Annotated in this window: 25 protein-coding genes and 1 riboswitch; of the genes, 16 read left to right on the forward strand and 9 right to left on the reverse strand. The window is 72.4% G+C overall.

Annotated features, from left to right (window positions below; translation table 11 throughout):
• Positions 1–108: 108 nt before the first annotated feature.
• From ACTWPV_RS35780 to ACTWPV_RS35795, 4 genes are read left to right on the forward strand one after another with little or no spacing between them, the layout of a single operon-like run.
• A complete protein-coding gene (locus tag ACTWPV_RS35780; RefSeq protein ID WP_347618723.1) occupies positions 109–1863 on the forward strand; it encodes an ATP-binding protein in 1755 nt (584 codons plus the stop codon).
• 14 nt (positions 1864–1877) lie between these two features.
• The gene (locus tag ACTWPV_RS35785; RefSeq protein WP_443155171.1) at positions 1878–3017 is read left to right on the forward strand and encodes an exonuclease SbcCD subunit D; all 1140 of its coding nucleotides are present in this window, start codon (positions 1878–1880) and stop codon (positions 3015–3017) included.
• Positions 3017–5437 (forward strand): AAA family ATPase, encoded by a 2421-nt coding sequence (locus tag ACTWPV_RS35790; RefSeq protein ID WP_443155172.1) that lies wholly within the window; start codon positions 3017–3019, stop codon positions 5435–5437. The genes ACTWPV_RS35785 and ACTWPV_RS35790 overlap by 1 nt, the downstream gene beginning before the upstream one ends.
• Positions 5434–6378 carry a hypothetical protein gene (locus ACTWPV_RS35795; protein ID WP_443155173.1) on the forward strand — a complete coding sequence of 315 codons (945 nt, stop codon included), beginning with the start codon at positions 5434–5436 and terminating at the stop codon, positions 6376–6378. Before ACTWPV_RS35790 ends, ACTWPV_RS35795 begins: the two co-directional genes overlap by 4 nt.
• 45 nt (positions 6379–6423) lie before the next feature.
• Here the strand turns inward: ACTWPV_RS35795 and ACTWPV_RS35800 are convergent, their stop codons facing one another.
• The 3 genes from ACTWPV_RS35800 to ACTWPV_RS35810 form a co-directional block, all read right to left on the reverse strand.
• Complete coding sequence (locus ACTWPV_RS35800) at positions 6424–6846, reverse strand: VOC family protein (RefSeq protein WP_443155174.1); 423 nt, start codon at positions 6844–6846, stop codon at positions 6424–6426.
• Between the two features lie 79 nt (positions 6847–6925).
• Positions 6926–8539, reverse strand: a complete 1614-nt coding sequence (locus tag ACTWPV_RS35805) for a serine/threonine protein kinase (protein ID WP_443155175.1) — start codon at positions 8537–8539, stop codon at positions 6926–6928.
• Entirely contained in the window at positions 8536–10194 is a 1659-nt protein-coding gene (locus ACTWPV_RS35810) for a serine/threonine-protein kinase (protein WP_443155176.1), read from the reverse strand. Before ACTWPV_RS35810 ends, ACTWPV_RS35805 begins: the two co-directional genes overlap by 4 nt.
• Before the next feature lie 629 nt (positions 10195–10823).
• On the opposite strand from ACTWPV_RS35810, the gene ACTWPV_RS35815 reads away from it, so the two are divergent.
• Together ACTWPV_RS35815 and ACTWPV_RS35820 are read left to right on the forward strand one after the other, a co-directional pair.
• Positions 10824–12086: an MFS transporter gene (locus tag ACTWPV_RS35815; RefSeq protein WP_443155177.1), complete on the forward strand. Its 1263-nt coding sequence runs from the start codon at positions 10824–10826 to the stop codon at positions 12084–12086.
• 91 nt (positions 12087–12177) lie between these two features.
• Positions 12178–12714 carry a hypothetical protein gene (locus tag ACTWPV_RS35820; protein WP_443155178.1) on the forward strand — a complete coding sequence of 179 codons (537 nt, stop codon included), beginning with the start codon at positions 12178–12180 and terminating at the stop codon, positions 12712–12714.
• An 81-nt stretch (positions 12715–12795) separates the two neighbouring features.
• On the opposite strand, the gene ACTWPV_RS35825 is transcribed toward ACTWPV_RS35820, so the two are convergent.
• Together ACTWPV_RS35825 and ACTWPV_RS35830 are read right to left on the reverse strand one after the other, a co-directional pair.
• Entirely contained in the window at positions 12796–14004 is a 1209-nt protein-coding gene (locus ACTWPV_RS35825) for a sensor histidine kinase (protein WP_347647133.1), read from the reverse strand.
• Positions 14001–14657 carry a response regulator transcription factor gene (locus tag ACTWPV_RS35830; protein ID WP_347647134.1) on the reverse strand — a complete coding sequence of 219 codons (657 nt, stop codon included), beginning with the start codon at positions 14655–14657 and terminating at the stop codon, positions 14001–14003. Before ACTWPV_RS35830 ends, ACTWPV_RS35825 begins: the two co-directional genes overlap by 4 nt.
• A gap of 148 nt (positions 14658–14805) precedes the next feature.
• Between ACTWPV_RS35830 and ACTWPV_RS35835 the strand changes: the two genes are divergently transcribed.
• Genes ACTWPV_RS35835 through ACTWPV_RS35850 form a run of 4 tightly spaced genes read left to right on the forward strand, consistent with a single transcriptional unit; the run spans position 14806 to position 18432 of the window.
• Entirely contained in the window at positions 14806–15342 is a 537-nt protein-coding gene (locus ACTWPV_RS35835) for a hypothetical protein (protein ID WP_347647135.1), read from the forward strand.
• Complete coding sequence (locus ACTWPV_RS35840; RefSeq protein WP_443155179.1) at positions 15342–16490, forward strand: efflux RND transporter periplasmic adaptor subunit; 1149 nt, start codon at positions 15342–15344, stop codon at positions 16488–16490. Before ACTWPV_RS35835 ends, ACTWPV_RS35840 begins: the two co-directional genes overlap by 1 nt.
• Positions 16487–17212 carry an ABC transporter ATP-binding protein gene (locus ACTWPV_RS35845; protein WP_347647137.1) on the forward strand — a complete coding sequence of 242 codons (726 nt, stop codon included), beginning with the start codon at positions 16487–16489 and terminating at the stop codon, positions 17210–17212. The genes ACTWPV_RS35840 and ACTWPV_RS35845 overlap by 4 nt, the downstream gene beginning before the upstream one ends.
• Positions 17212–18432 (forward strand): ABC transporter permease, encoded by a 1221-nt coding sequence (locus ACTWPV_RS35850; protein ID WP_443155180.1) that lies wholly within the window; start codon positions 17212–17214, stop codon positions 18430–18432. Before ACTWPV_RS35845 ends, ACTWPV_RS35850 begins: the two co-directional genes overlap by 1 nt.
• Positions 18433–18462: 30 nt before the next feature.
• Here ACTWPV_RS35850 and ACTWPV_RS35855 read toward each other — a convergent pair whose 3' ends face one another.
• The gene (locus ACTWPV_RS35855; RefSeq protein WP_443155181.1) at positions 18463–18975 is read right to left on the reverse strand and encodes a VOC family protein; all 513 of its coding nucleotides are present in this window, start codon (positions 18973–18975) and stop codon (positions 18463–18465) included.
• Positions 18976–19070: 95 nt separating this feature from the next.
• Positions 19071–20057, reverse strand: coding sequence for a rod shape-determining protein (locus ACTWPV_RS35860; RefSeq protein WP_347647140.1), 987 nt, complete (start codon positions 20055–20057; stop codon positions 19071–19073).
• Between the two features lie 124 nt (positions 20058–20181).
• Here ACTWPV_RS35860 and ACTWPV_RS35865 point away from each other — a divergent pair, with 124 nt between their 5' ends.
• The 4 genes from ACTWPV_RS35865 (at position 20182) to ACTWPV_RS35880 (ending at position 22913) form a co-directional block, all read left to right on the forward strand.
• Entirely contained in the window at positions 20182–20751 is a 570-nt protein-coding gene (locus ACTWPV_RS35865) for a class I SAM-dependent methyltransferase (protein ID WP_443155182.1), read from the forward strand.
• Positions 20752–20826: 75 nt separating this feature from the next.
• Complete coding sequence (locus tag ACTWPV_RS35870; RefSeq protein WP_132601313.1) at positions 20827–21027, forward strand: DUF5302 domain-containing protein; 201 nt, start codon at positions 20827–20829, stop codon at positions 21025–21027.
• A gap of 162 nt (positions 21028–21189) precedes the next feature.
• A riboswitch (cyclic di-AMP (ydaO/yuaA leader) is annotated at positions 21190–21324 on the forward strand.
• Positions 21325–21501: 177 nt separating this feature from the next.
• Positions 21502–22029 carry a hypothetical protein gene (locus ACTWPV_RS35875; protein ID WP_443155183.1) on the forward strand — a complete coding sequence of 176 codons (528 nt, stop codon included), beginning with the start codon at positions 21502–21504 and terminating at the stop codon, positions 22027–22029.
• Between the two features lie 38 nt (positions 22030–22067).
• Complete coding sequence (locus tag ACTWPV_RS35880) at positions 22068–22913, forward strand: alpha/beta fold hydrolase (RefSeq protein WP_443155184.1); 846 nt, start codon at positions 22068–22070, stop codon at positions 22911–22913.
• 19 nt (positions 22914–22932) lie between these two features.
• Here the strand turns inward: ACTWPV_RS35880 and ACTWPV_RS35885 are convergent, their stop codons facing one another.
• Positions 22933–23241 (reverse strand): winged helix-turn-helix transcriptional regulator, encoded by a 309-nt coding sequence (locus ACTWPV_RS35885; protein ID WP_347647143.1) that lies wholly within the window; start codon positions 23239–23241, stop codon positions 22933–22935.
• Between the two features lie 95 nt (positions 23242–23336).
• Between ACTWPV_RS35885 and ACTWPV_RS35890 the strand changes: the two genes are divergently transcribed.
• Positions 23337–23939: an NAD(P)-dependent oxidoreductase gene (locus tag ACTWPV_RS35890; RefSeq protein ID WP_443155185.1), complete on the forward strand. Its 603-nt coding sequence runs from the start codon at positions 23337–23339 to the stop codon at positions 23937–23939.
• Here the strand turns inward: ACTWPV_RS35890 and ACTWPV_RS35895 are convergent.
• Positions 23933–25147 carry a DUF4032 domain-containing protein gene (locus ACTWPV_RS35895; RefSeq protein WP_347647145.1) on the reverse strand — a complete coding sequence of 405 codons (1215 nt, stop codon included), beginning with the start codon at positions 25145–25147 and terminating at the stop codon, positions 23933–23935. The genes ACTWPV_RS35890 and ACTWPV_RS35895 overlap by 7 nt on opposite strands.
• Before the next feature lie 22 nt (positions 25148–25169).
• Here ACTWPV_RS35895 and ACTWPV_RS35900 point away from each other — a divergent pair, with 22 nt between their 5' ends.
• Positions 25170–26738, forward strand: coding sequence for a DUF885 domain-containing protein (locus tag ACTWPV_RS35900; protein WP_347647146.1), 1569 nt, complete (start codon positions 25170–25172; stop codon positions 26736–26738).
• The last annotated feature ends 32 nt before the right edge of the window (positions 26739–26770 follow it).

Here is a 26770-nt window from a genome sequence, read left to right on the forward strand (position 1 = left end):
GGTCGGCGCGTTACGTTTCCGTTTCCGCCGGGACGCCCGATGGGCGGGACGCACAGGTCGACCCCTACTACGCTCCATGGAAGGGCATCATTGGGGGCGGAGGGATTCGTGACGGTCAACGGGGCGAGCCAGGCGGTGGAGGAGGCAGCACCCGCGGCGGGAGACGCGGTCGGGCGGGTGCTCGGCACCCAGGCGGCCTCGCCACTGTCGTTCTGGGTGGGCCTGGAGCCGGGCAAGGTCGTCCAGCTCGACGACGTGGTGGTGACCAGGCGCGACGTGCCCGGCTACGGCCCGGTGCTGGTCGCGGGCGTGGTGACGACCGTCGAGGCCCGGCACGAGGGCGCCGCCTACGACTCCGACGTCTTCCTCATCGCCGACGGCGCGTTGCCCGCGGCCGTGGTCGAGGTGGCCGAGGTGCGGGTGACCAGGGTCGAGCCCGAGGTGTTCGTGCCGCCGCTCCCCGGCGCCAAGGTCCATCTCGCCGGGTCCGACGACCGCGAGCAGGCACTCTACTTCGACGTGATGGACCGGCGCATCCCGATCGGGATGGGGCGCGACGGCCGGCCGATGTACGCCAACTTCGACTTCCTCGACGGCACCCGCGGCGCCCACGTGTCGATCTCCGGCGTGTCCGGCGTGGCCACCAAGACCTCCTTCGCCACGTTCCTGCTCTACTCCATCTTCAACTCGGGGGTCCTCGACGCCGAGTCGGCCAACACCAAGGCGCTGATCTTCTCCGTCAAGGGGGAGGACCTGCTCTTCCTCGACCACGACAACCTCCGGCTCGACGACGATGCCCGCGCCGTCTACGCCCGGCTCGGGCTGCCCGCTCGGCCGTTCGGCAGCGTGCACGTCTTCGCCCCGCCGCGCCCCGGCGACGCCAACGGCGTGCCCCACGTCTCGGCCCGCACCCAGGGCGTGAGCTCCTTCTACTGGACGCTGGTCGAGTTCTGCGAGGAGGAGCTGCTGCGGTTCGTCTTCGCCGACGCCGACGACGAGCGGGCCGGCTACTCGCTGCTGGTCGGGCAGGTCGCCGCCCGGCTGAAGGCGTGGGCGGAGCCGGTGGGCGACGGCGGCGCCGTCATGGTGCAGGGTACCGCCGCCCGCACGTTCGCCGACCTGGTCGAGTTGCTGTCCGACCAGCTGCAGGACGAGGGCACGCGCCAGCAGTGGACCGGCGCGCAGACCCCGCTCGGCACGGTCAACGCCTTCCTGCGCCGGCTGCGCAGCGCGGTGCGCCCGCTCTCGCCGATCGTCCGGGGCGACCTGCCGTTCTACCGCAACCACACCGTCAGCACCTCCGACGCCCAGGTCTCGATCGTCGACCTGCACAACCTGCCGGAGCGGGCGCAGCGGTTCGTCGTGGGCGTGGTGCTGCGCGGCGAGTTCCAGCGCAAGGAGTCGTCCGGCACCGCGAAGCCCCTGCTGTTCGTCGTGCTCGACGAGCTGAACAAATACGCGCCGCGCGAGGGCGACTCCCCGATCAAGGAGATCCTGCTCGACGTGGCCGAGCGGGGCCGCTCGCTCGGCGTCATCCTCATCGGCGCCCAGCAGACGGCCTCCGAGGTGGAGCGCCGTATCGTCTCCAACAGCGCCGTACGCGTCGCGGGCCGCCTCGACCCGGCCGAGGCCGCCAGGTCGGAGTACGGCTGGCTGCCCCCGGCGGTCCGCGAGCGCGCCACGATCGCCAAGCCGGGCACCATGTTCGTCGCCCAGCCGGAGATCCCGGTGCCGCTGGCCGTCGCCTTCCCCTTCCCCGCGTGGGCGACCCGGCCCGCGGAGGCGGCGGCCCCGGCCGCGAAGGCCTCAGGCGATCCGTTCCAGGGGCTGCCCGGCGTCGAAGAAGACATCCCGCCCTTCTGATCACAGGTGATGACGTGAAGATCCTGCACACCGCGGACTGGCACGTGGGCAAGGTGCTCAAGGGCCGTTCCCGCCTCGACGAGCACCGCGCCGTGCTGCGCGAGCTGGTCGCCACCGCCCGCGACCACGACGTGGACGCTGTCATCGTGGCGGGCGACCTCTTCGACACCTCCGCGCCCACGCCCGAGGCGCAGGCGCTGGTGCTGAACGCGCTCATGGCCCTGCGCGGCGACGGCCGCGACGTGGTGGTGTTGGCGGGCAACCACGACAACCCGCAGCTGCTGGAGGTCTACCGGCCGGTGCTCGGCAAGCTGGGCCTGCACGTCATCGGCAGCTTCCGCCGCCCCGACGCGGGCGGCACGCTGGCCTTCACCGCCCGCTCGGGCGAGCCGGTGCGGCTGGCCGTGCTGCCCTTCCTGTCGCACCGCTACGTCGTACGCGCCGCCGAGGTGCTGGCCGGCACGGCCGCCGAGCACAACCGCGACTACGCCGCCCGCATCTCCGAACTGATCGGCGCGCTGACGGCCGGCTTCCACGGCGACACCGTCAACCTGGTCACCACCCATGGCACGCTGCCCGGCGGCGCGTTCGGCGGCGGGGAGCGGCAGGCCCAGTCGATCTTCTCCTACTACTTCGAGCCGACCGCCTTCCCGCCGTCCACCCAGTACGCCGCCCTCGGCCACCTGCATCGCCGCCAGCAGATCCCGGGCCCGTGCCCGATCTGGTACAGCGGCTCGCCCCTCGCCGTCGACTTCGGCGAGGAGGGCAACACCCCCGGCGCGCTGCTGGTGGAGGTCTCGCCCGGCCGCCCGGCCGTGGTGCGGGAGGTGGCCTTCGGCTCGGCCCGCAGGCTGCGTACGGTGCGCGGCACGCTGGAGCAGCTGGAGGGCCTGGAACAGGGCGACGACTGGCTCAAGGTGATCGTCGAGGAGAAACCCCGCGTGGGCCTGGCCGACGACGTCCGCGAGCTGCTTCCGGGTGCCGTGGACGTCATGCTGGACGAACGGTTCAGGCCGGTGCCGGCCACGCGCAGGACCGGCTCGGCCGACCGTGGCGCCCGCGAGTTGTTCCGCGAGTATCTCACCGCCACCGGGCGGCACGACGACCAGGTGGCCGCGCTGTTCGACCGGCTGCACGACGAGGTGACCAGCTGATGCGCCCGCTGCTGCTCCAGCTCGACCACTTCGGCAGCTTCCGCGAGCCGGTGAGCGTCGACTTCTCCGACACCGAGTATTTCGCGCTGGTCGGCCCGACCGGCGCGGGCAAGAGCACGATCATCGACGCGATCTGCTTCGCCCTCTACGGCACCGTGCCGCGCTGGGGCAAGGAGAACGTCATCGCCCACGCCCTGGCCCCCTCGGTGTCCTCGGGGAAGGTGGCGCTGGTCTTCGAGAGCGGCGGCCGGCGCTACGGCGTCGTGAGGGCGATGGTGCGCGACAGCAAGGGCGCGGTGCGTACCAAAGAGGCCAGGATCGACGAGCTCGACCCCTCGGCCCCGCTCGACCAGGCCTACGACGCGGTGCTCAAGCCCCTGGCCGAGGGCGAGAACGTCACCCCCGAGGCGCAGCGGGTGACCGGGCTGGAATACCGGTTCTTCACCCAGTGCGTGGTGCTGCCGCAGGGCCGCTTCGCGGAGTTCCTGCACGCCGCGCCCCGCGAGCGGCAGGACCTCCTGGTGCAACTGCTCGACGCCGACGTCTACGAGCTCATCAGGCAGCGGGCCGTGCAGGAGGAGGAGCAGGCCAAACGCGACGCCGCCTTCGCCCGCGACCAGCTCGGCAAGCTGTCGGGAGTCACGGCGGAGGCCGAGCAGGAGCTGGCCGACCGGCTGGCGGCGCTGCGGCGCCTGGCCGAGACCATCGGCGCCGATCTCGACCTGCTGCGGGCCCGCGAAGCCGACATCCGGCGGGCCGAGCAGGAGCGCGCCGCCGTGGCCGAACGCCGGTCGGTGCTGGCGTCGCTGCGGATGCCGGACGCGGTGCCGACGCTGGCCTCGGCCCGGCGGGCCGCCGCCGAGTCGGTGGAGGCACTGGCCGCCGAGGTCGCGACGCTGGAGGCCGACGACCACGAGGCGTACGAAGCGCTGGCCGCGCTCGGCGACCGCGGGGCGCCCCGGGCGGCGCTGGCCGCCCTGGACGCCCGCGAACGGCACGCCGCGCAGGCCGCCCGCGCCCGCGCGGAGGCGGCGGCCGCGGCGGAGCCGCTGCCCGGCCTGGCCGCCGAGCGGAAGGCCGCGGAGCAGGCGCTGGCCGCCGCCGAGACCCAGCGCGAACGCCTGCGCGACGCCCACGCCGCCGCCCACCTCGCGCCCCGGCTGGCCGTGGGCGAGCCCTGCCCGGTCTGCCGGCACCCGGTCGCCGAGCTGCCCCGCCACGAGCCGCCCGCCGACATCCGCACCGCCGACCGCGCCCTCGCCGGAGCCCGCGACCGGGCCGAGCGCGCCAGCTCCGCCCACGCCAGGGCCGAGGCGTCGGCGTCGATGCTGGCCGGTCAGGCCGACCGGCTGGCGTCCGAGCTCGCCGCGCTGCCCGAGCCCGGCGACCGGGCCGAGCTCGAAGGGAGGCTTGCCGCGATCGGCAAGGCCGAGGAGGTCGCGGCCCAGGCCCGCAACGCCTTCCGCGCCGCCAGGGGCAGGCTCGAACGTGCCCGCACGGGCGCCGAGCAGGTCGAGCGGCAGGCCGAGTCCGCCTGGCGTACCCTCGAGTCCGCCCGCGACCGGCTGCTCGTCTCCGGCGGACACGACGACCCGCCGCCGCCGCTCACCCGCGACGACCTGCACCGGGCCTGGACCGACCTGCTCGGCTGGCGCGACCGGGCCGCGCAGGCCGCCCAGGCGGCGCTCGCGGCCTGCGACGGGCAGCTCGCCCAGGCGGGCGACGCGCTGTCCCGCGAGCGCCGCAAGCTGGCCGAACGCCTGGCCGAGCACGGCGTCGTCCCGCCGCGCGACGCCTCGCCCGACCAGCTCGGCGCGGCCGTCGCCGGGGCCGCCGCGCGCGTCGAGAGCGCGCTCGACCGCGTCAGGGACGACCGCAAACGCGCCGCCGACCTGGACGCGCAGATCACCAGGAAGGAGCACGAGGCCAAGGTCGCCCACGAGCTGGCCCTGCGCCTGCGCGCCAACGCCTTCGAACGGTGGTTGTGCGCCGAGGCCCTGGCGGTCCTGGTCGCGTCTGCGTCCGAGACGCTCCGCGAGTTGTCCGACGGCCAGTACGAGCTGACGCTCGGCGACAAGACCGGCGACATCGAGGTCGTCGACTTCGGTGAGGCGGGCATGCGGCGCAGCGCCCGCACGCTGTCCGGCGGAGAGACCTTCCAGGCCGCGCTCGCGCTGGCCCTGGCGCTGTCCGGGGCGGTCGCCAGAGGGCTCGACTCGATCTTCCTCGACGAGGGCTTCGGCACGCTCGACCCGGCCACCCTCGACACGGTGGCCACCACCCTCGAACGCCTGGCCGCCGGCCAGGACCGCATGATCGGCGTCGTCACCCACGTCCCCGCGCTGGCGGAGCGGGTGCCGGTACGCTTCGAGGTCAGGCGCGACGCCAAGGGCTCCCACGTGCGGAAGGCGGCCACGTGACCGGTTTCACCGTCGATCCGTGGGATCCCGGCTACGCCGCGGCCCTCGCCGTCGAGGCCCTGTCCGAGCTGGGCTCCACCAGCGCCGAACTGGTGCTCGACGTCGAACGCCCGGCCGCCGACTGGAAACCCGTCACGCCGGGGCCCGACGCCGACCCGCCGCGCACCCTGCTGGTCGCCGACGGCGTCCGCAGGATCGACGCCCGCGTGTGGGTGCACGACCCCGGCTCGCCGATGCCCGTGCCCGGCATCGCCGCCTCCTACGCCGCGGGGATCGTCAGGTGCGGGCAGGACGGCGCCGAACTGGCGGAGATCCAGGTCAACCGTACGCTGATCTCCGCGTCGGCGGACACCCCCGAGGTGAGGACCGGCCACGCCCTCTACCGCCCCAGCAAGGCCGCCGACTCCAGCTTCGAGGAGCTGTCGCTGGCACTGCAGCGCCAGGTCACCCAGTTGGAGGTCGACCTCGCCGTGCGCCACCGGTCGGCGAGCGACGACCTGCTGCTGGTGGACGGGCCGCTGCGGGGCCGCACCCACCTGCCGCGCACGGTCGGCTACATCAAGACCCACCACACCGCCTACCTGCCGTCGCCGCAGTCGGCGGTGGTCGCCGCGCTCGCGCCGGGGCAGCGTACGCCGGTGTTCCTCATGGGCACGAGCTGGCGGCGGCACGCCTGGTACGTACGCCTGCCCGTCAGATCGACCGCCCCGTGGGCGGGCGTGGCGCGCTGCGAGGCCGGCGCCGACCTCGACCCCGCGCAGGTGGTGCGGCTCGCCGACGCGCTGACCCTGGCCCTGCCTCCGCTGGCCGGAGTCGACTACAAGGACCCGCGCGCGCCCCAGAACCTGGTGCCGATCGGCGGCCTGGAGAAGCTGCTCCGCCACCACCTGGGCGACGCGCGCCTGCTCTACCGCGCGCTGCGCAACGCCGCCCGCGGTTAGCGCCCGCTCCCAGCCGGTCGCTCGGCCGGTCGCTCGGCCGGTCGCTCAGTCGGCTGCGAACACCTGCGCGTCGTCGGCGAACGCCTTGAACTCCAGGGCGTTGCCCGCCGGGTCGAGCAGGAACATCGTCCACTGCTCGCCGGGCAGTCCCTCGAACCGCAGGTACGGATCGATGACGAAGGCGGTGCTGGCCGCGCGGAACCGGTCCGCCAGCTCATGAAATTCCGGAATCGTCAGGATCAGCCCGAAGTGCGGGACCGGCACGTCGTGGCCGTCCACCGGGTTGTGCACCCGCTCCGGACGCGCGGGCGCCAGGTGCGTGACGAACTGGTGGCCGTGCAGGTTCCAGTCGATCCAGCTGTCAGAGCTGCGGCCCTGGGCGCAGCCGATGAGCTCGCCGTAGAAGTGGCGGGCCTTGTCCAGGTCGTCGACGGGCACGGCCAGGTGGAAGCGGGGAATCATGGGCATCGGGAACGCCTGCCTTCCGATAGTGGCACGATCACACGCCCACCCTGCCCCTCCGCCGCCCCTCGACGCCAGCGCCCGCCTACCAGCCCTCGTCGAAATCGCAGATCTTCACCGTGGCGCTCTTCCTGGCGCGCGTCGGCTCGACCACCTCGAAGACGACGCTGTACGTGCCCTCCTTCTTCCACACGATCGACGGCAGGAGCGGCTTCGACGACGCGTTGCCCACCTTCGCGCCCTGGCTCTGACCGTTGAGCCGCCACCGGTAGCTGTAGGAGCCGGTCGCCGACACCTTCGCCCAGATGTTCACGTCATAGCGCCAGCAGTCCCCCATCCGGATGCCCTCGTAGTCGAACGACACCGACGTCACCCCGCCCGCCTGCCTCGTCCTGGTGGGTTTCGCGGTGGTGGGCCGGGCCGATGGCCTCGGCGTGGTCCTCGTGCTCTTCGCAGGCGTCGGCGTGGCCCGGGTCCTGGTGGGTTTCGGGGTCTTCCTGCCGGGGCGCCGGCCGGCCGACGGGTCCAGCGGCCTGGGCGACCGCTTCGTGTCCGCGACCGTACGCGAGCCGGTGGGGGAGGAGGGCGCGGCGACGGTGGCGGTGGAGGCGCCGGCGTCACCGGGCGGCGTGGGAAGCAGGGCCCAGGCGGCCGCCAGCCCGCCCGTCACGACCAGCGCGGTCGCGCCGGCCAGCAGGGCGATGCCGAGCCGGTTGCGCGACACTGGTCGGGTGGGACCGGTCCGGCCGCGCAACCCCTCCGGCGGCGGCCACCCGCGCCCTCCCACCGGAGGTGCCGCGACCGGCGGACCACCAGCGAAGGGAGCCTGGGCTGGGCCGCCGGGGAAGGGAGCGTGGGCCGGGCCGCCGGGAAAGGGCGCCTGGGACGGAATCGGGCCGCTGCCGGGGGAGTACCGGTCGTCGGCGGCTGACGCCCTGGCCCGGGGCCGGCCGCTGATGAGCTGGAAGAGCACGTCCTGCATGGCCGGCCGGGCGGCCGGATCCTTGGCCAGGCAGCCGTACACGATCGAGCGCAGCGGTTCGGGCACGTCGCCGAGGTTCGGCTCGTCGTACTGGATCCTGCTGAGCACCGCGGGCAGCGAGTCGTTGCCGAACGGAGGCGCGCCCGTGGCGGCGTACACGATGACCGAAGCCCAGGCGAACACGTCGGCGGCGGGCCCGGCGACCGCGCCGAGGAACTGCTCGGGCGCCATGTACGCGGGCGTCCCCACGATGCTGCTGGTACGGGTCAGGGCGGCGTCCATGGCACGGGCGATGCCGAAGTCGATGACGCGCGGGCCGTCCCGTCCGAGCAGGACGTTCGCCGGTTTGAAGTCGCGGTGCACGACGCCGGCCCGGTGGATGGCGGCCAGCGCGGTGGCCGTGGCGACCGCCAGCCGCTGCAGGTCTGCGCCCGTGTGGCGGCCGGCCCGCTGGAGCGAGGGCCCTTCGACGTACTCGGTCACGATGTACGGCCGCGCGCCCAGCGAGGCGTCCAGCACCTGCGCGATGCAGAACGGCTCCACCCGCCGCGCCGCCGCGATCTCCTTGGCGAAGCGGCCGTCGCCCGGCACGCCCTCCCGCAGCACCTTGACGGCGACCTGCGTCCCGTCGGGGGCAGTGCCGAGGTAGACCACTCCCTGGCCGCCCTCGCCGAGCAGCCTGACGACCCGGTACGGGCCGATGGCCTCCGGCGTCACCAGGTTTCCAGCGCGCAGACGCTGAACGACATGCTCTTGCGCGCCGAGGACGGCGAGCTGACCTTCAGGGTCACGGTGTGGCGTCCCGCGGGCAGGTTCCACTGCCTGGCGGTCACGAACGCCGTGTAGTCGTCCTCGGGCACCCAGGACTTGCCGCTCTCCTTCGTGCTGCCGTCGACCAGCCACGCGTAGGAGACCCACACCCCGCGTCTGGTCGACTCCACGCGGGTCTGGACTTGCACCGGAGGCATGTAGCAGCCTCCGGACTCCGACTGGCCGGGGCCGCCCCTCAGCTCGAGCGCGAGGATGCTGGCCCTGGCGCTCGTGACCGGCTTCTTGGTGGTACGGGTGCGGGACGGCGTCGGCCGCGCCGTCGTCCGCTCGGGCGTCGCCGTGGGCGTGTGCTTCTTCGGAGTGCCGGCGGGCTTGGTGGTACGGCGGGCGGGGGGCCTGGTCTTCCTGGGGGTGCGCTTCGGGGTGGTCGACGGCGTGGGTTCGGCGGTGGGGGTGGTGGTGCTGGGGGAGGGCGCGGCGATCGGCTTCTCCTCCTGCGTACCCCATCCCGGGGCGATCCAGACGATCCCGCCGATCAGCGCTGCCACGACAACACCCGAGACACCCGCCACCAAGGGCACCACCAGCCCTCTACGGCCACCCGCCCTCCCCGCGCCCGGGTGCCGCCCGTTCGGAGGCAGCGGACCGCCCGCGTACCGCACGTTCGGAGGCGGGGGACCCCCCGGGTGCGGCCCGGCCGGCATGCTTCCGTGCTGCGCGGCCGTTCCGGGCAGAGGACCGCTCCCTGGCCGGCCGGCTCCGGGCACGTGCGGCGGCAGCTGCAACGGGCCGGAGCCGCCCGCGTGCGGCACGGGCGGGTTGTTCCCGCTCAGCAGCCGCAGCAGCACGTCCCGCATGGTCGGCCGGGCCCGCGGGTCCTTGGCCAGGCAGTCGTACACGACCGAGCGCAGCGGATGCGGCACGTCGCCGAGCTGCGGCTCGTTGTTCAGGATCCGGTTGATGATCGCGGGCAGCGTGTCCTGCCCGAACGGCGGCGTGTCCGTGGCCGCCCACACCATCACCGACGCCCAGGCGAACACGTCCGCCGGCGGCCCCACCGGCTGGCCCGCCAGCTGCTCGGGCGCCATGTACGCGGGCGTCCCCACGATGCCGCTGGTGTGGGTGGCCGCGTCGTCCATGGCGCGGGCGATGCCGAAGTCGATGACGCGGGGGCCGCCCGGGCCGAGCAGCACGTTCGCGGGCTTGAAGTCGCGGTGCACGACGCCCGCCGCGTGGATGGCGGCCAGCGCGGTGGCCGTGGCGACCGCCAGCCGCTGCAGATCGGCCCCGGCGTGCCGGCCGGCCTCGTGCAGCGACGGGCCCTCGACGTACTCCGTCACGATGTACGGCCGCGCGCCCAGCGAGGCGTCCAGCACCTGCGCGATGCAGAACGGCTCCACCCGCCGCGCGTTCTCGATCTCCTTGGCGAACCTGTCGTCGAGCCCGGCCCTCGAACGCAGCACCTTGACCGCCACCCGCGTGCCGTCAGGCGCCTGCCCGAGGTAGACGGTCCCCTGGCCGCCCGAGCCCAGCCGGCCGAGCAAGCGGTATGTCCCTACCGCCGTCGGGTCGTCCTCCCGCAGCGGTTCGACGTGCGCCATGAGAGCAGTGACTCCTGAGACGGGTGCGGTAGATCTTTACGTACGATACTCACACGAAAGAAGTTTTGTAGTGATGTTACTGGCCTGTAGGAAATCGCCGCCGCAGCCAGAAAACTGGGTCGCGAATCCGCGTACCGGCGCCTATCGTGACAGCGCCGAACACGGACCAAGGAGGCCCGCCATGCACCGCGACGAGATGTCCTTTTGAGCCCACCAGCAAGCGCCGCCGGGGGTTCCCTCCAGCGAGACGCACGTCAAGCGCGGTGACCGGCGCGTCGGCCGCGACAAGGAGCTGATCGAGAAGCTCGGCGGCAAGGACCCGTGCCCCTGCGGCTCAGGGCGGCGCTTTCCGACGGTGCTGCCGTCCGACCGGCCGCTACGACGGCACGCTCGGCGACTACTACGTCCGCGACCGCCCGTAGAGCCGCCGCAGGTGTCGCCCAGCCCTTACCGGCGAACCCCCGCCCCGCCCTCACCCCGCCACCCTGACGACGGCGGCGGGGACGGCGGCGGGGCGCCGAGTTCTGTCGGTGGGACCTGGCAGGGTGACTCCGCATCCTCCCGACCGCCCCCGCCACAGGGGCCGGGCGCCGATGACGCGGGAGGGCCGGAAAGAGGTGCGGTGACCGGTGAGCGGGTCCGTCCGGATGATGTTCGCGCCGCTGGCGGTCCGCGGCTTCCGCCGCTACTACGCGGGGCAGACGGCCTCGGCGTTCGGTGACGCGCTGACGCCGCTCGCCGTCGCGTTCGCCGTCCTTGACCTCACCGGATCCCCGGTGGATCTAGGAATCGTGGTGCTGAGCACCCGCCTGCCCGTGATCCTGCTGACCCTGCTCGGCGGCGCGGCCGGCGACCGGTTCTCGCGCAGGACCGTCATGCTGCTCGCCGACCTGGCCCGGTTCGCCGCGCACGGCGTGACGGCGGTGTTGCTGCTCACGGGCACGGCGAGCGTCTGGATGCTGGTCGTCCTGCAGCTCGTCGCGGGCGCGGGATCGGCCTTCTTCAACCCCGCCGCCGTGGGGCTGGTCGCCTCGCTGGCCGGCCGGGAGCGGCTGCAGGCGGCCAACTCGCTGATCTCGATCTCCAGGAGCACGGCCTCGATGCTGGCTCTCGGCACGGCGGGGGCGCTCGTGGCGCTGGCGGGGCCGGGCTGGGCTATCGCGGCCGACGCGCTGACGTTCCTGGTGAGCGCGGCCTTCCTCTACCGGTTGCCCGCTGATCTGGCCGCCGAGCGGCTCCAGCGCGGCGGCGGGCTGCTGGCGGGCATCCGCGGCGGGATCGCCGAGGTGCTCGGACACTCCTGGTTGCAGGTCTGGACCCTGCATGCCGCGGTCACCAACCTGATCGTGGTCTCCCCGATCCTCGTCCTCGGCCCGTACGTCGCCGACCAGCACCTCGGCGGCGCCCCCGCCTGGTCGGCGATCGGCATCGCCTACGCCTTCGGTGGGCTCGCCGGCGGGCTGGTCGGGGCGCGGTGGAGACCGGCACGGCCCATGGCGGCGGCGATCCTGCTCTTCCTCCTGATGGTGCCCTTCCCGGCGTTGCTGGCTCTGCCCGCCGACGTCTGGCTGCTGGCGCTCGCGGCCGTCGCCGCCGGCCTGCAACTGGTGGTGTACAACGTGCTCCAGACCACCTGCCTCCAGCAGCACCTGCCCGAGCGTTTCGTGGCGCGGGCGACGTCGGTCACGATGCTGGGCGGGCTCGTGGCCGCACCGCTCGGCATGGCGCTGGCCGGCCCCGCGGCCGCTCTGCTCGGCACCCGTCCCGTGCTGGGCGCCGGCGCCGCGACCGCCGTGCTCCTGACGGCCGCCGCGTTGCTCGCGCCGGCGGTGTGGCGGGTCCGGGGAGAGCCCGCCGCTGTCCAGGATCCCGTGCCGGAGCCCCCGAGATGAGCCGCATCATGTACTTTTGCCGCCTCCGGCGCTCTCATCAAGCAGCGGCTCCTCCTCTGCAGAGGGGCCCACCATCACGACCGAGGAGACGATGACCATGGGCAAGGCACTCGTAGCCGTCCTGGCCGGCGGGGCGCTGCTCGCCACCGGCACACCCGCACACGCCCAGACCGTCCGTGCGGAGCAGGCCGCTCAGGCCGTTGAGGGTGCCAAGACCAGGCTGGGCCCCAACGGCTACGGCAAGGTCAGGCTCGGGATGAGCGCGAAGAAGGCGAGGGCGACGGGCAAGGTCGTGCTCAAGATGCCCCTGCGGGGAGGCTCGTGCTCGGGCTGGGACCTGAAGGCGCACCCCACCGGCAAGAACAGCGTGGGCCTGTACATCTCCAAGCGGCGCGGCGTGGCCGTGATCTTCGCCCCGAAGGGGGTCAGGACACCGGAGGGCATCGGCATCGGCTCCACGACCAAGCAGGTCAAGAAGGCGTACCCGCGCTGGAAGACCGCCGCGAGCGGCTTCCTTCTCGCCTCCGTGCCGGGCAACAAGAAGGCCTACTACGCCTTCATCGCCTCGAAGAAGGGCACGGTCAAGGAGCTGGCGTTCGGGCTGAACACGCAGGACTGCGTCAACTGAGCAGAGCCTTTCGCCGACGAGGGCGCGGCCACGTACGACATTGTCACCGTCGAGCCGGGCCGGCTGCACGCGGCGCACGCGCTAGGCGCGGGGGCGGGGCAGGGAGGCGATCACGACCAGGCCGCCGCCCTCGCGCGGCCGGGCCCGCACCTCGCCGCCGTGCGCGAGCGCCACCGACCGCACGATCGACAGGCCCAGCCCGGCGCTCTTCCCCGTGACCGTCCGTTCGGCCCCGTGCCGGTGGAAGGGCTTGAAGAGCAGCGGGACGTCGTACGGCGGCACGCTCGGGCCGGTGTTGCTGACCTCCACCTCGACCTTCCCGTCCGACACGGTACGGCTCACCACCCGCACCCATCCGGTGCCGTCGTCGAGGTTGTATCGGATGCCGTTCTCCACGAGGTTGTGCACGAGCCGTTCGAGCAGCAGCGCGTCCCCGGTGGTGGGGGCCTGCTCGGCGACCTCGTACATGGTGACCTTGGCCTCGAAGGCGTCGGAGGAGGTGTGGGCGACCACGTGGGTCACCACGTCGGCCAGGTCGACCGGCGACCGGTCCGCGATGTGCTGGTCCGATCTGGCCAGCAGCAGCAGTCCGGAGATGAGGCGTTCGTGGCGGGCGTTGATCTCCAGCAGGTTCTCGCCCAGTTCCTTGACGTCGGGCGTGGCCGTACGCCGGTGCATGGCCAGCTCGACCAGGGCCCGGTTCAGGGTCAGGGGTGTGCGCAGCTCGTGGGAGGCGTTCGCGACGAACCTGCGCTGCCCGTCGAAGGAGTGGTCGAGCCGCTCCACCATGGTGTCGAAGGTGTCGGCGAGCTCCTTGACCTCGTCGTCGGGCCCGTCCAGGGAGATCCGTTCGTGCAGGCCGCGATCGGCCATCGGGGCGGCGGCGATCCTGCGCGCCGTGGCGGTCACCTGGTGCAGCGGCGCCAGCACCCGGCCCGCCACCACCCATCCGAGCACCACTGCGGCGGCCCCGACCACGATCAGCGCGATGACTCCCTGGGTGATCAGCGACGTGACGGCGACGCCGCGCAACTCCATCTCCTGCTGCTCTATGAACTCTCTCGCGGCCTCGCCCGAGAGTTCGACCCCGTCGCGGAGGAGGAAGGTCTTCTTCAACTTGCCGGGCTCCGGCGTGAACCGGCTCTCGAAGTAATGGTTGAGCTGCTGGTTGAACAGGAGATAGGTGACGCCGAGCAGCGTCAGCCCGGCGACCATGAACAGGGCGCCGTAGACGAGGGTGAGCCGCAGCCGGAGCGTCGGCTGCGGGCGTGGCAGACGCAAGAAGATCATGCGATGCGATACCCCACTCCGGGCACGGTCTCCACGACCGGCGGGTCGGCGAGCTTGCGGCGCAGCTTCAGGATGGTGAGCCGGACCGCGCCGGTGAAGGGGTCGGCGTGCTCGTCCCACGCCTTCTCCAGGAGCTGCTCGGCCGAGACGACGGCCCCGTTCGCCCGCATCAGTTCGGCCAGGACGGCGAACTCCTTCTTGGACAACGGTACGAACCGCCCCTTCCGGTACACCTCCCGCCGCGCCGGGTCGAGCGTGATCCCGGCCCGCCGCAGCACGGGCGGCGTCGCGGGGCGGGAGCGCCGGCCCAGCGCCAGCACGCGGGCGGCCAGCTCGGGGAAGGCGAATGGTTTCGGTAAGTAGTCGTCCGCGCCGATGGACAGCCCGGTCACCCGGTCGTCGAGTTGCGCGGCGGCCGTCAGCATCAGCACCCGCGCGTCGGAGTCCGACGCCACGAGCTCCTTGCACACGTCGTCGCCGTGCACGCGCGGCAGGTCGCGGTCCAGCACGACGACGTCGTAGTCGTTGACCGCGATCCGCTCCAGCGCGCTCTCGCCGTCGTGCGCCAGGTCGACCGCGTGGGTCTCGTCACGCAGCCATTCGGCGATCGCCTCGGCGAGGATTCGCTCGTCTTCCACCACCAGCACTCGCATGGCGTATCCAAGGCCCTTTCATCCGCTTGCCGAGGCCGATTGTGGCGCAGGAGATATTCGCTCGAAGTAAGCCGAAATGGAAACGTCGAGGAAACAGCCGGCTCTATTGCATCTCCCTTCGACGACATTTCGACGGAGGAGAGCTCTGATGCGAGGACGAGTCCTCAGCGCGCTGGCCGTGGCGCCGGTCGCGTTCACCCTGGCCCTGACCGGATGCGGATCCGGCAGCGACGGCGGATCCGATGTGGCGTCGGTGAGCGGCGGCACTGGCAACCAGGCCGCGGCCACCAGCAAGCCGAGCGTGGATCCGCAGGAGCAGGGCCTGAAGTTCGCGCAGTGCATGCGCGAGAACGGCGTGGAGGTCCCCGACCCTGAGCCTGGCAAGGGCGTCAGGATGAAACTGGAAGCGAAGGGCCAGGAGGATCGGGAGCGGATCGAGAAGGCCCAGGAGGCCTGCAAGGAGTTCGCCCCGAGCGGGCAGAAGTCGGGCCAGGGCGACCCCAAGATGGGCGAGAACCTGCGCAAGCTCGCGCAGTGCATGCGTGACAACGGCGTCGAGAACTACCCCGACCCCGAGGGCGGCATGATGCGCATCACGGGCGAGGTCGGCAAGGACCCCGACTTCAAGGACGCGCAGGCCAAGTGCCAGAAGGAGTCCGCCGACGCCGGTATGGGAGATTCTTGATGGCTCCGGCGACGGACCGGGCCACGCCCCTCGACGGGAAGGCGGAGCCCGGCGCGACGCCCGCCCGCCGCCGACGCGGCGGGCGGGGCAAGCTGGTCGCCGGCCTGCTGGTCGCCGTGGCCGTCGCCGGCGGCGGGCTGATCGCGGTGAACGGCGCCGGCCTGCTGGACGGGAAGGCCGGGCCGACGCAGCCGGCCGGCGCGCTGCCCCCGGCCACCACCGAGGTGACCGAGCAGACCCTGAACGACACCAGGGACGCCGACGGCGAGCTGGGCTACGGCCCCGTGACCACGGCGGTGAGCAGGAGACCGGGCACGATCACCTGGCTGCCCGACAGCGGCCGGCAGATCACCCGCGGCAAGTCCCTCTACCGGGTCGACAACGAGCCGGTCATGCTGATGTACGGCAAGACGCCCGCGTACCGCGACCTGAAGGCCGGCCTGGAGGGCGACGACGTCGAGGCGCTGGAACGCAACCTCAGCAAGCTCGGCTACGACGGCTTCACCGTCGACGACGAGTACACCTACGACACGGCCGAGGCCGTCATGCAGTGGCAGGAGGATCGAGGGCTGGACGAGACCGGCGTGGTCGAGCTGGGCCGGATCGTCTTCGCGCCCGGCAAGGTGCGGGTGGAGAGCCTGGAGACCGAGGAGGGCCAGCCGACCGCGCCCGGGCAGAAGGTGCTGACCTACACCGGCACGTCCAAGGTGATCACGGTCGACCTGGACGCCGAGGACCAGCGGATGGCCAGGAAGGGCGCCAAGGTGGAGGTCACGCTGCCTGACGGCAAGAGCGTGGACGGCAAGGTGACCGAGGTCGCCACCGTCATCCAGCCCGGCGAGAGCCAGGACGCCGAGCCGGAGACCCGGCTGGAGGCGCTCGTCTCGATCGGCGACTCGAAGGCCGCCAAGGGCCTCGACAAGGCGGCGGTGGACGTGACGTTCACGGCCTCCAAGCGCGAGGACGTCCTGACCGTGCCGGTCGCGGCGCTCGTGGCGCTGCAGGAGGGCGGGTTCGGCCTCGAGGTCATCGAGGGAGGCAGGTCCCGGTACGTCGCCGTGGAGACGGGATTGTTCGCCGGAGGCCGGGTCGAGGTCAGCGGCGACGGGCTCGCCGAGGGCATGACCGTGGGGATGCCGACGTCATGACGTACCCCATGATCGAGCTGACGGACGTGTCCAGGACCTATCCCGGCGGCGTGGCGGCGCTGCGGTCGGTGTCGCTGCGGATCCGGCACGGCGAGCTGGCCGCCATCGTCGGGCCGTCGGGCTCGGGGAAGTCGACCATGCTCAACGTCGTCGGCACCCTCGACCGGCCCTCCTCGGGGACCGTCCACATCGACGGTTACGACGTCTCGACGTTGTCGGACGGGCAGCTGTCGGCGCTGCGGGCCACCACGATCGGCTTCGTCTTCCAGTCGTTCCACCTCGCCGCGAAGGTCCCCGCGCTGGACAACGTGGCAGACGGGCTCATCTACACGGGCCTGAGCAGGCAGGAGCGGCGCCGCCGCGCGGCGGCCGCGCTGGACCGGGTGGGGCTGGGGCACCGGATGGACCACGAGCCGCACGAGCTGTCCGGTGGTGAACGGCAGCGCGTGGCCATCGCGAGGGCCGTGGCGGGAGACCCGCCGCTGGTGCTGGCGGACGAACCCACCGGGGCGCTGGACTCGGTGTCGGGGACGGGGGTGATGGAGCTGCTGCACGAGCTGAACGCGAGCGGCACGACCATTCTGATCATCACGCATGACCGGGAGATCGCGGCCGGCCTGCCCAGGCAGGTGCGGATGCGCGACGGCCGGATCGTCTCCGACTCCGCCGCCGCCCCGCACGGCGAGCCGTGGCCCCGGCACGCCGGATCAGGGGTGGCGTGATGGCGGGCATCGAGGTGGCGCGGCTCAAGCCGTCGCCGGCCAGGATGCGGCCGGGCGACGTCCTGCGGGTCGGCGCGATCGGTCTGCGCACGCGACCGCTGCGGGCGTTCCTGTCGGCGCTGGGCATCGCGATCGGCATCGCCGCCATGGTCGGCGTCGTCGGGCTCTCGTCCTCGTCGGGCGCCGAGCTCGACCGTACGCTGTCGGCGCTCGGAACCAACCTGCTCACCGTGTCGTCGGGCACCACGCTCATGGGCGAGGCGGCGCAGATGCCGAAGGACGCGGAGGTGATGATCGAACGCATCGGCCCCGTCGAGCGGGCGTCGTCGGTCGGGAAGGTCTCCGAGGCCAAGGTGTACCGGTCGGAGCGGATCCCCGAGGCGCAGACGGGCGGCATCAGCGCGTACGCCGCGAGCCTCGACCTGCCCGCCACGGTGGGCGCGACCCTGAGCAGCGGCACGTGGCTTAACGCGGCCACCGAACGTTACCCCGCCGCCGTGCTCGGTTCCGTCACCGCCCAGCGGCTCGGCATCGGCGCTGCGGGAACGGACACCCAGGTCGTCGTCGGCGGCGTGCGGTTCACGGTCGTCGGCGTCCTGAACCCGGTGGCGCTCGCCACCGACCTGGACAGCGGGGTACTGGTCGGATGGCCGGTGGCGGAGTCGAGGCTGGACTTCGACGGCCACCCGACCACGCTCTACACCCGGTCGGATGAGGCCAAGCTGGAGTCGGTACGGCAGGTGCTGGCCGGCACGGCCAACCCCGAGGCGCCGAACGAGGTGGACGTCTCCCGCCCGTCCGACGCGCTGGCCGCCAAGCAGGCGACCAGCCAGGCGTTCGCCAACCTCCTGCTGGGCGTCGGCGCGGTGGCCCTGCTCGTCGGCGGCGTCGGCGTGGCCAACACCATGGTCATCTCGGTGCTCGAACGCCGTGCGGAGATCGGCCTGCGGCGGTCCCTGGGCGCCACGCGCGGCCAGATCCGCACGCAGTTCCTCGCCGAGTCGCTGCTGCTGTCCGCGATGGGCGGGAGCGGGGGGATCCTGCTCGGCACGGGCGTCACCATGGGGTACGCGCTCTACAGCGGCTGGCCGTCCGTGGTGCCGGCCTGGGCCACGGTGGGCGGTCTTGCGGCCACCCTGCTGATCGGCGCCGTGGCCGGCCTCTACCCCGCCATCCGCGCCTCCCGGCTGTCACCGACGGAGGCCCTGTCCACCCCGTGAGCCGCCGGGCGCGGCGGGGCCGGCGGCGCGTCAGGGGCGCCAGCGGCGCAGCCCGGTGTCCCGCTCGTACGGCTGCGCGTCCGGGTAGGTGACCAGCTCCACCACGCTGCCCCAGGGGGTGCGGCAGTGGACGAACCGGTTGCGCCCGCCCGACTCCGGCCCCGGCAGCGGCACCGGCTCGCCCATCGGCGACCCGCCGGCCTCGATCACCCGCTGGACCGCCGCGTCCACGTCGTCCACGTACAGGGCGACGTGCTGCCACCCCAGGTCGCACATGAGGACCGGGTCGGCCTGCCGCGGCCCGCCGAACTCGAACAGCTCGATCCCGGGCCCGTTGGGCAGCCGCAGCATGCGGATCGCCACCTCGACCGTCCCCTGGGGCACCCCGAGCCGCCGCTCGACCGCCCACCCTCCCTTCGGTCCGCGCTCCTTGGGCAGGGTGTCGTAGAGCACCTCGGCCCCGAACGCGCGGGCGAAGAACTTCGTCGCCTCGTCGAGGTCGGGCACCGTCACCCCGACGTGGTCGATGCCGTGCACGGTCATGGACTGTCTCCCCTCACCGCCGCCGGGCCGCTGCCGATCCGTCGTCGAGCCATCGTCGTCCTGACGCCGTCGCGTCGTCCTCTCTCGCGCCGGCGTCACCGGCCGCGGAGCTTGGAGATCAGCCCCAGGTCCTCCGCGCAGCGGCCGAGCCCGAGCGCCACGGACTCCAGCGGCCGCTCCGCCCTGCTCACCGGAATGCCCAGCGCCGCCCGCAACCGCCGGCCGAGCCCGCGCAGCAGCGCGCCGCCGCCCACCACCACCGCGCCGCGGTCGGCGAGATCCACGGAGATCTCGGGCGGGCACTGTTCGACGGTCTCGATCGCGGCCCGCACGATGGACTCGATCGGCTGCCTGGTCGCCTCGTAGATCCGCTGCACGGGCAGCGGCACCGAGCGCTCGCGGCCGGTGTCGCTCTCGCGTCCGCGTACGGTGACCTGCCGATACAGCGGCTTCCACGCGGTGCCGGCGCGCCGCTTGGCCGACTCGGCCTCCTCCTCGTCGAGTTGCAGGCCGTGGTCGCGTTCGACCTGGCGGATGATGGCCCGGTTCATGCCGTCGCCTCCGCCGGGGACCGTGGCGGCCGCGATCACGGAGCCGTGGGAGAGCACGGCGATCCGCGTGGTGTCGCGTCCGATGTCGATCACCATGCGCCCGGCGCAGTCCTTGACCGGCAGGCCCACGCCCAGCGCCGCCGCCAGCGCGTGCGGGATCAGCAGGATCCCCCTGGCCTCCGCCTCGAACGCGATGTCGCGCAGCGCCGCGCGCTCGATGGGGGTGGAGTTGTTCGGCAGCGCCAGCACGACGCGCGGCCTGGAGAACGGGTGCCCGTGCACCTTGCGCAGGAAGTATCTGATCAGGTGCCGGGCGAGTTCGTCGTCGACCGGGAGGCCGCCGCTGACCGGCCAGCGTGTCTCTCCCCGCTCGCCCTGCGCGGCCTCGGCGCCGTACCCGACGACCCGGCCCGTGCGGCTGTCCAGCATGACGGCGGAGGGCTCGTCGAGCACGATGCCTCTGCCCTTGACGTAGATCCGGGTGCTCGCGGCACCCAGATCCATCGCCAGGTCATGACCGAGCACGTTCATCGCGGACCGTCCATCGTGGCGCCTGGGGCGTCGACCAACATGCGGGGTGTATTTCCTGGGCCACTCCAACACAACACCAGGAACCGAACGGTCTCCTTTTACCCGGCGGCGTACGATTCGGGTCGTGCTCGACTATGACCTCGAAGCCGCACATTACGACGAGACCCGTGGCGGTCTGCCGCGGGCCGAGGCCGCCGCGGAGGCCGTGCGCGCTCTGCTGCCCGGGGGCACGCTGCTCGACGTCGCGTGCGGCACCGGGCTGGTGAGCAGGGAACTGGCCGGGCGTGGCCTGCGGGTGCTCGGCGTGGACGCCTCCGCCGGCATGGCGCGGGTCGCCGCGCGGCGCGTGCACGTGGTCCTGGGTGACGGCTGCGCGTTACCCGTACGCGACGGGTCGGTCGACGCGGTCACCACGATCTGGCTGCTGCACCTGCTCGACGACGCCCGCCCGGTGATCGCCGAGGCCGCGCGCGTGGTGCGGCCGGGCGGGGTGTACGTCACGACGGTGGACAAGCGCGCCGCCCACGGGCCTGGAGGGCGGCGGCGTCCCTCCGACGGCCGGGAACTGGTCGTGGCGGAGGCGGTCCGGCACGGTCTGCGCCAGGCCGGCGAGACCACGTTCGTGGGTCACGGGCAGGGGCGGGACGGGCCGGACCCGGTGTTCCGGCTGCTGGCGTTCACCCGCGACGGGTGACAGGGCGGAGTCGGTTTCGCATCGAAAGCGACGCCGTGCGAAGCTGTGGTTGTCCCCAACACCATGGAGGTCCTCATGGCGGAATCACCGGAGCCGGAAGTCAGCGAAACTCCCGAGGACGAGATGAAGCGCAAGTTCCGCGAAGCACTGGAGCGCAAGCGCAACCAGCACGCGGGCTCCGGCGCTGGTGGCAGGGGCGTCGACCCATCGAAGATTCACGGGGCGCACGGCCCGGCTGCGAGTAAGAGATCGTTCAGGCGCAAGAGCGGCGGCTGAGCCGGAAGGACCGAGGGGGTACGGCATGCCGTACCCCCTTTCGTATTCCCGCGCAAGGTAGATCTTTGCCCGGTTCATGGCGAATCGTTTGCGTATGTCCGATTCGCTGCTAGAGTTGCCGCCATTACCAGCCGGTGACCTGGCCCTTACCCAAGAGAGGGCCTCCGGCTGGCGCCGAATCCCGACTCGATCGGGAACCGGGGACCCACCTCACTGGGGTGAATCCGGCCCGTGCCGGTAGGGCATCTCCACGCCCGAACCCGTCAGCTAACCCGGTAGGTGTGATGGAGAGGACAGAACGCATGTATGACCGCAGCGTATCCCCGAATCGCGTAGCGCCGGCCGCCGCCTGAGCGGCCCCCCTTCCCCCCTTTCTTTCCCTCGCCCGATGTAGTCGCTCGGGCGTGCCGCAGCGCCGTGCCCTCTTGCCGGCGTGCCTCCCCCTCGTCCCCTCGCGAAGGACTTCACACTTTCATGTCTCCCCGTTTTGGCCTGCGTTCCCTTGCCCTGCTCACCGCCTCCGCCGTCGGCTCGATGAGCGTCGTCTGCACCGCGGCACACGCCGATCCCGGCGCCGAGGAGAAGGCCCTGTACAAGGGCTCCACCACGGCGTCGTACTTCTGGGACGACGGCTCGGGCAGGGCGGGCGACACCGGCCTGCCCGCCAGCGGCAAGCCGATGCAGAAAGGCATGGCCGCCAGCCCGAGCTGGCCGCTGCTGACCGAGGGGTACGTGATCTACAAGGGCAAGAAGATGCCCTTCTTCGTCGGGGACAGAGGGCCCGGGGAGCCCTCCAGCCGCGGCATCATGCTGGATCTCGACGCCAAGACGTTCGCCGACCTGACTGGCGGCACCTTCAACCCTCGCTCGCTGATGGTCAACGGCAACGGCGGCAAGGGGCACATCAAGATCGACTATGTCATCACCAAGTGGGGTGACGGTCTGGGCAAGAAGGGTCGGCCGGTGCCCTTCTCGACCGGCGCCTACGCCCGGCGGGGCTGACTTTACGAACGCGGCGCCAGAATGACATTCTGGTCACCGTGACCCTCCGCGTAGCCGCGAACGGCATCGACATCGCCTACGAGAGCATCGGTTCCCCCGACGGGCGGCCCCTGCTCCTCATCATGGGGCTCGGCGCGCAGCTCACCCACTGGGACGACGGGTTCTGCGAGCTCCTGGTGGAACAGGGGCACCACGTCGTCCGGTTCGACAACCGCGACGCGGGCCTGTCGACCCACCTCCACGACCAGGGCGCTCCCACGACGGGGGCGCCTTCGGCGTACCTGCTGGACGACCTGGCCGACGACACCGCGGGCTTCATGGACGCCATCGGCTGGCCGGCCGCCCACGTGGTCGGCGCGTCCATGGGCGGGATGATCGCCCAGTCCCTGGCCATCCGGCATCCGGCACGGGTGCTGACCCTGACCTCGATCATGTCGACGCCCGGCCCCACGGTCGCTCCGCCGACGGAGGCCGCGTTCGCGGCCCTGACCGCCCGCCCCGCCGCCGAGCGCGCGGCCGTCATGGCGCAGGCGCTGGAGACGTACGCGGTGATCGGCTCGCCCGGTTACGCGATGGACCGGGAGCGGGTCGTCCGGAGGGCCGGGCGCGCGTTCGACCGCTGCTTCGATCCGGCGGGCACGGGCCGGCAGCTGGCCGCGATCATGGCTTCGGGTGACCGTACGGACCTGCTGGCGAGCCTCACCATGCCGGCGCTGGTGCTGCACGGGGAGGACGACCCGCTGGTCCCGGTCGAGGGCGGCCGGGCCACGGCGGCGGCCATTCCCGGCGCCCGGCTGGTGACCTATCCGGGCATGGGACACGACCTGCCCGAGCCGCTCTGGCCGGAGATCGCCCGCGAGATCACCAAGCTGACCGCCGCCTGACCGCGCGGCCGCTCCCGGGCTACGCGGAGCGCTCCCGGCGCCGGAGGATCTCGGCCACGTGGGTCTCGGCCCACGCGGCCACCGCCGCGATCGGGGTGTGCAGGGAGCGGCCGAGGTCGGTCAGCCCGTACTCCACCCGCGGTGGCACCTCCGCGAACACCTCGCGCGTGATCAGCCCGTCCTGCTCCATGGTCCGCAACGTCTGTGTCAGCACCTTGGGCGTGACCCCGCCGATCCGCGAGCGCAGCCGGGTGAAGCGCATCGGCCCGTCGGCGAGGCAGAGCAGCACCAGTGCCGACCATTTGTCGCCGATCCGATCGAGAACCACCCGCGTCGGGCAATTCGGGTCGAAGACATCACCGGTATCCACAAGGTACTTATAGCACGGTGAAGTAACCAGTATCCGATGGATATCGTGACGCCATGAAGATCCTGCTTTTCGGCGCGACCGGCATGCTCGGTCAGCGCATAGCCGCCGAACTGGCCGGTCGCGGGCACGACGTGACCGGCCTCAGCCGCAGCGGGCCCGTCAAGGGCGACGTCCGCGACGCCGCCACGCTGGCCAAGGGCCACGACGCCGTCATCTCCGCCATCGCGCCGCCGCGCGACGGCACCGAGCCGGGACCGCCCTTCCTCGCCGCCAACCGCGCCCTCATCGAGGGTGTGCGCGCGGCCGGGGTGCGCCGGCTCATCGTCGTGGGCGGCGCCGGCAGCCTCAAGGTCCCGTCCGGTGTCGACCTGGTCGACACGCCCGGCTTCCCCGAGAGCCTGAAAAAGGAGGCGCTGGCCGCTCGTGCCGCGCTCGAGCTCTACCGGGAGGTCACGGACCTCGACTGGACCTACGTCTCGCCGGCCGCGGAGCTCGCGCCGGGCGAGCGTACGGGCGCCTTCCGTCTCGGCGGCGACATGCTGCTGACCGACGAGCGGGGCCGCAGCGCCATCAGCGCCGAGGACCTCGCGGTCGCGATCGCCGACGAGGTGGAGCAGAACGCCCACCCGCGCAGCCGCATCACCGCCGCCTACTGAGCCCGAGCGTCCTCGTCGGGGAGCAGGGCCTTCTCGTCGGGCTTGTGCACGAGCACGTTGTCCACGTACGACTTCACGGCCGCGGCCAGTCCCACGTCGGCGTCCGCGCCCTCCGACAGGTACCAGCGATGGTCGAGGATCTCGTGGAAGAGCTGCGCGGGCTCCAGCTTCCCGCGCAGCCCGGCGGGGATCGCCTCGACCGTGGGCTGGAACACCTCCGCCAGCCACCGGTGCGCCACGATGGCCTCGTCCTCGTGCCGCAGGCCCTTGGCGACCCGGAAGCCGTCGAGGTCGTTGAGCAGCCGCCGCGCCTGGTTCTCCTCCACGTCGAGCCCGGTCAGCCTGAGCAACCGCCGCTGGTGGTGCCCCGCGTCCACGACCTTGGGGCGTACGATCAGCCGTCCGGTGCCGACCTTGCGCCGCACCATCATCTCGGCCACGTCGAAGCCGAGCAGGTTGAGCCGTCTGATCCGCTGCTCCACCCGGTGCCAGTCGACCTCCTCGATGATCTCGCTCTGGGTGATCTCGTCCCACAGGCGGTGGTAGCGGGCGACGATGTCCTCGGCGGTGTCCATGGGGTCGATCGACGGGTGCAGCAGCCCGCCGGCCTCCAGGTCGAGCATCTCGCCGAAGATGTTCGTGTGCGCCACGTCGATGTCGCCGCGCCGCTGCCCCTCGCTGATCATCGGGTGCATCTCGCCGGTCTCGGCGTCCACGAGGTAGGCCGCGAAGGCCCCCGCGTCCCTGCGGAACAACGTGTTGGACAGCGAGCAGTCCCCCCAGTAGAAGCCGTTCAGGTGCAGCCTGACCAGCAGCACGGCCAGCGCGTCCAGCAGGCGGGTGAGCGTGTCGGGGCGCAGGGTGCCCGACATGACCGCGCGGTAGGGGAGCGAGAACTGCAGGTGCCTGGTGATCAGTGCCGCGTCGAGCCCGTTCTCGCGGCCGGTGACGTACGCGACGGGCTCCACGGAGGGGGCGTCGAGCCGGGCGAGGTCCCACAACAACTGGTATTCGCGCTTGGCGTACCGCTCGCTGATCTCCTTGATCGCGTACACCTTGCCGGACAGCCTGGCGAACCGCACCACGTGACGCGAGATGCCGCGGGGCAGATCCACCAGGTGACGCTGCGGCCAGTCTTGGAGGGGCACCTCCCAGGGGAGGCGGATCAGGTCAGGGTCGCCTAGCGCGCCGGTGATCTGCAGGGGCATTTCATCAGGATATGGTGCACCGGTGGACGAGTTTCTCAAGTGGTACTTTTCCGACCGTCCCGTCATCGCCAGCACTTTGGGGGCGGACGGCTACGATCACACCCTCGGCGATTTCACCGCCACCGCCTGGACCGCCCGCGAGCAGGAGGAGGTCCGCTGGCACGACCGCCTGTCGGCACTCGAGACCACGTCGCTCGACGACACGATCGACAGAGACCTGGTGCTCTCCCAGCTGAGAGGCTCGATCGCGCTGGCGTCCTGGCCCGCATGGCGGCGCGACCCCGCCACCTACCTGTCCGCGATCTTCGCCTCGATGTTCACGCCGTTCCAGCACCGCCTCAAGCCGGAGCCCGAGCTGGTGACGGCCGCCGTCTCCCGTCTCGCCGAGGTGCCCGGCGTGCTGGCCGCCTGCCGCGCCAACCTGGACCCCGACCTGGCGGCCCCGCTGCTGGTCCAGCGCGGGCTCGGCCAGGCCCGCACCGGCCGCAACTTCCTCACCCGCACGATCCCGTCCATGGTCCAGGACGAGGCCCTGCGCGCGACGCTTGCCGAGGCCGCCGAGCCCGCCGCCCGGGCGTTCGACGAGCTCGTCACCTTCCTGGAGGGCTTCGAGTGCGGCGGCAGCTGGCGGATGGGGGAGAAGCTCTACTCCACGCTGCTGCGCGAGCGCGAGATGCTCGCGTACGGCGCCGCCGAACTGCACGAGAAGGGCAAGGCCGCCTGGGCGGAGCTGGACGCGCGGATGCGCCAGGTCGCGCTCGGGGTCAACGGCGGCGAGGACTGGCGGGCGGCCATGGAGTCCCTCATGGACGACCACCCGCCGACGCTGGCCGACATGCGCGCCGAATACGAGGCGGAGACCCGGCGGGCCCGCGCGTTCGTCAAGGAGCACGACCTGGTCACGTTCGCCGACGGCGAGGAGTGCCACGTGCTGCCGTCGGCCGAGTACACGCGGCCCGTCCTGTCCGTCGCCCACTACCTGTCGCCGCCGCCGCTGAGCGCCTCACGCACGGGTGTCTTCTTCGTCCCCTACACGCCCGACGACTTCACCCCCGAGCAGGTACGCCAGCGCCTGCGCACCAACTCGCGGGCCCAGATGCCGTCGATCGCCGTCCACGAGGCCTACCCGGGGCACCACTGGCATCTGTCGTACATGGCGGGCAATCCGCGCCCGGTCAGGAAGGTCTTCCGCACCCCGTACTTCACGGAAGGCTGGGCCCTGTACGTCGAGAAGGTCCTGCACGAGCAGGGCTACTTCGACACCCCCGCCACGGAGCTGGCCCATCTCGACTGCCGGATCTTCCGCGCCGCCCGGATCGTGGTGGACACCGCGCTGCACTGCGAGGACATGTCCGTCGAGGAGGCCGAGACGTTCATGGCCACGAAGGCGTCGCTGTCGCCGGGGACCGCCCAGGGCGAGGTGAACCGCTACTGCGCCTGGCCCACGCAGGCGCCGTCCTACCTCACGGGCGCGATCGAGATCGACCGGATCCGGGAGTCGTTCCGCGGCACGCCGAAGGAGTTCCACGACCGGATCGCCGGGTCAGGGGGCCTGCCCCTGGGCCTGGCCGAGCAGGCCGCGCTCGCCTGACCGTCACCGGCGGTGCGTTCGGACCGCACGGC

The organism is Nonomuraea sp. KM88, from assembly GCF_052245635.1.
Classification (GTDB): domain Bacteria; phylum Actinomycetota; class Actinomycetes; order Streptosporangiales; family Streptosporangiaceae; genus Nonomuraea.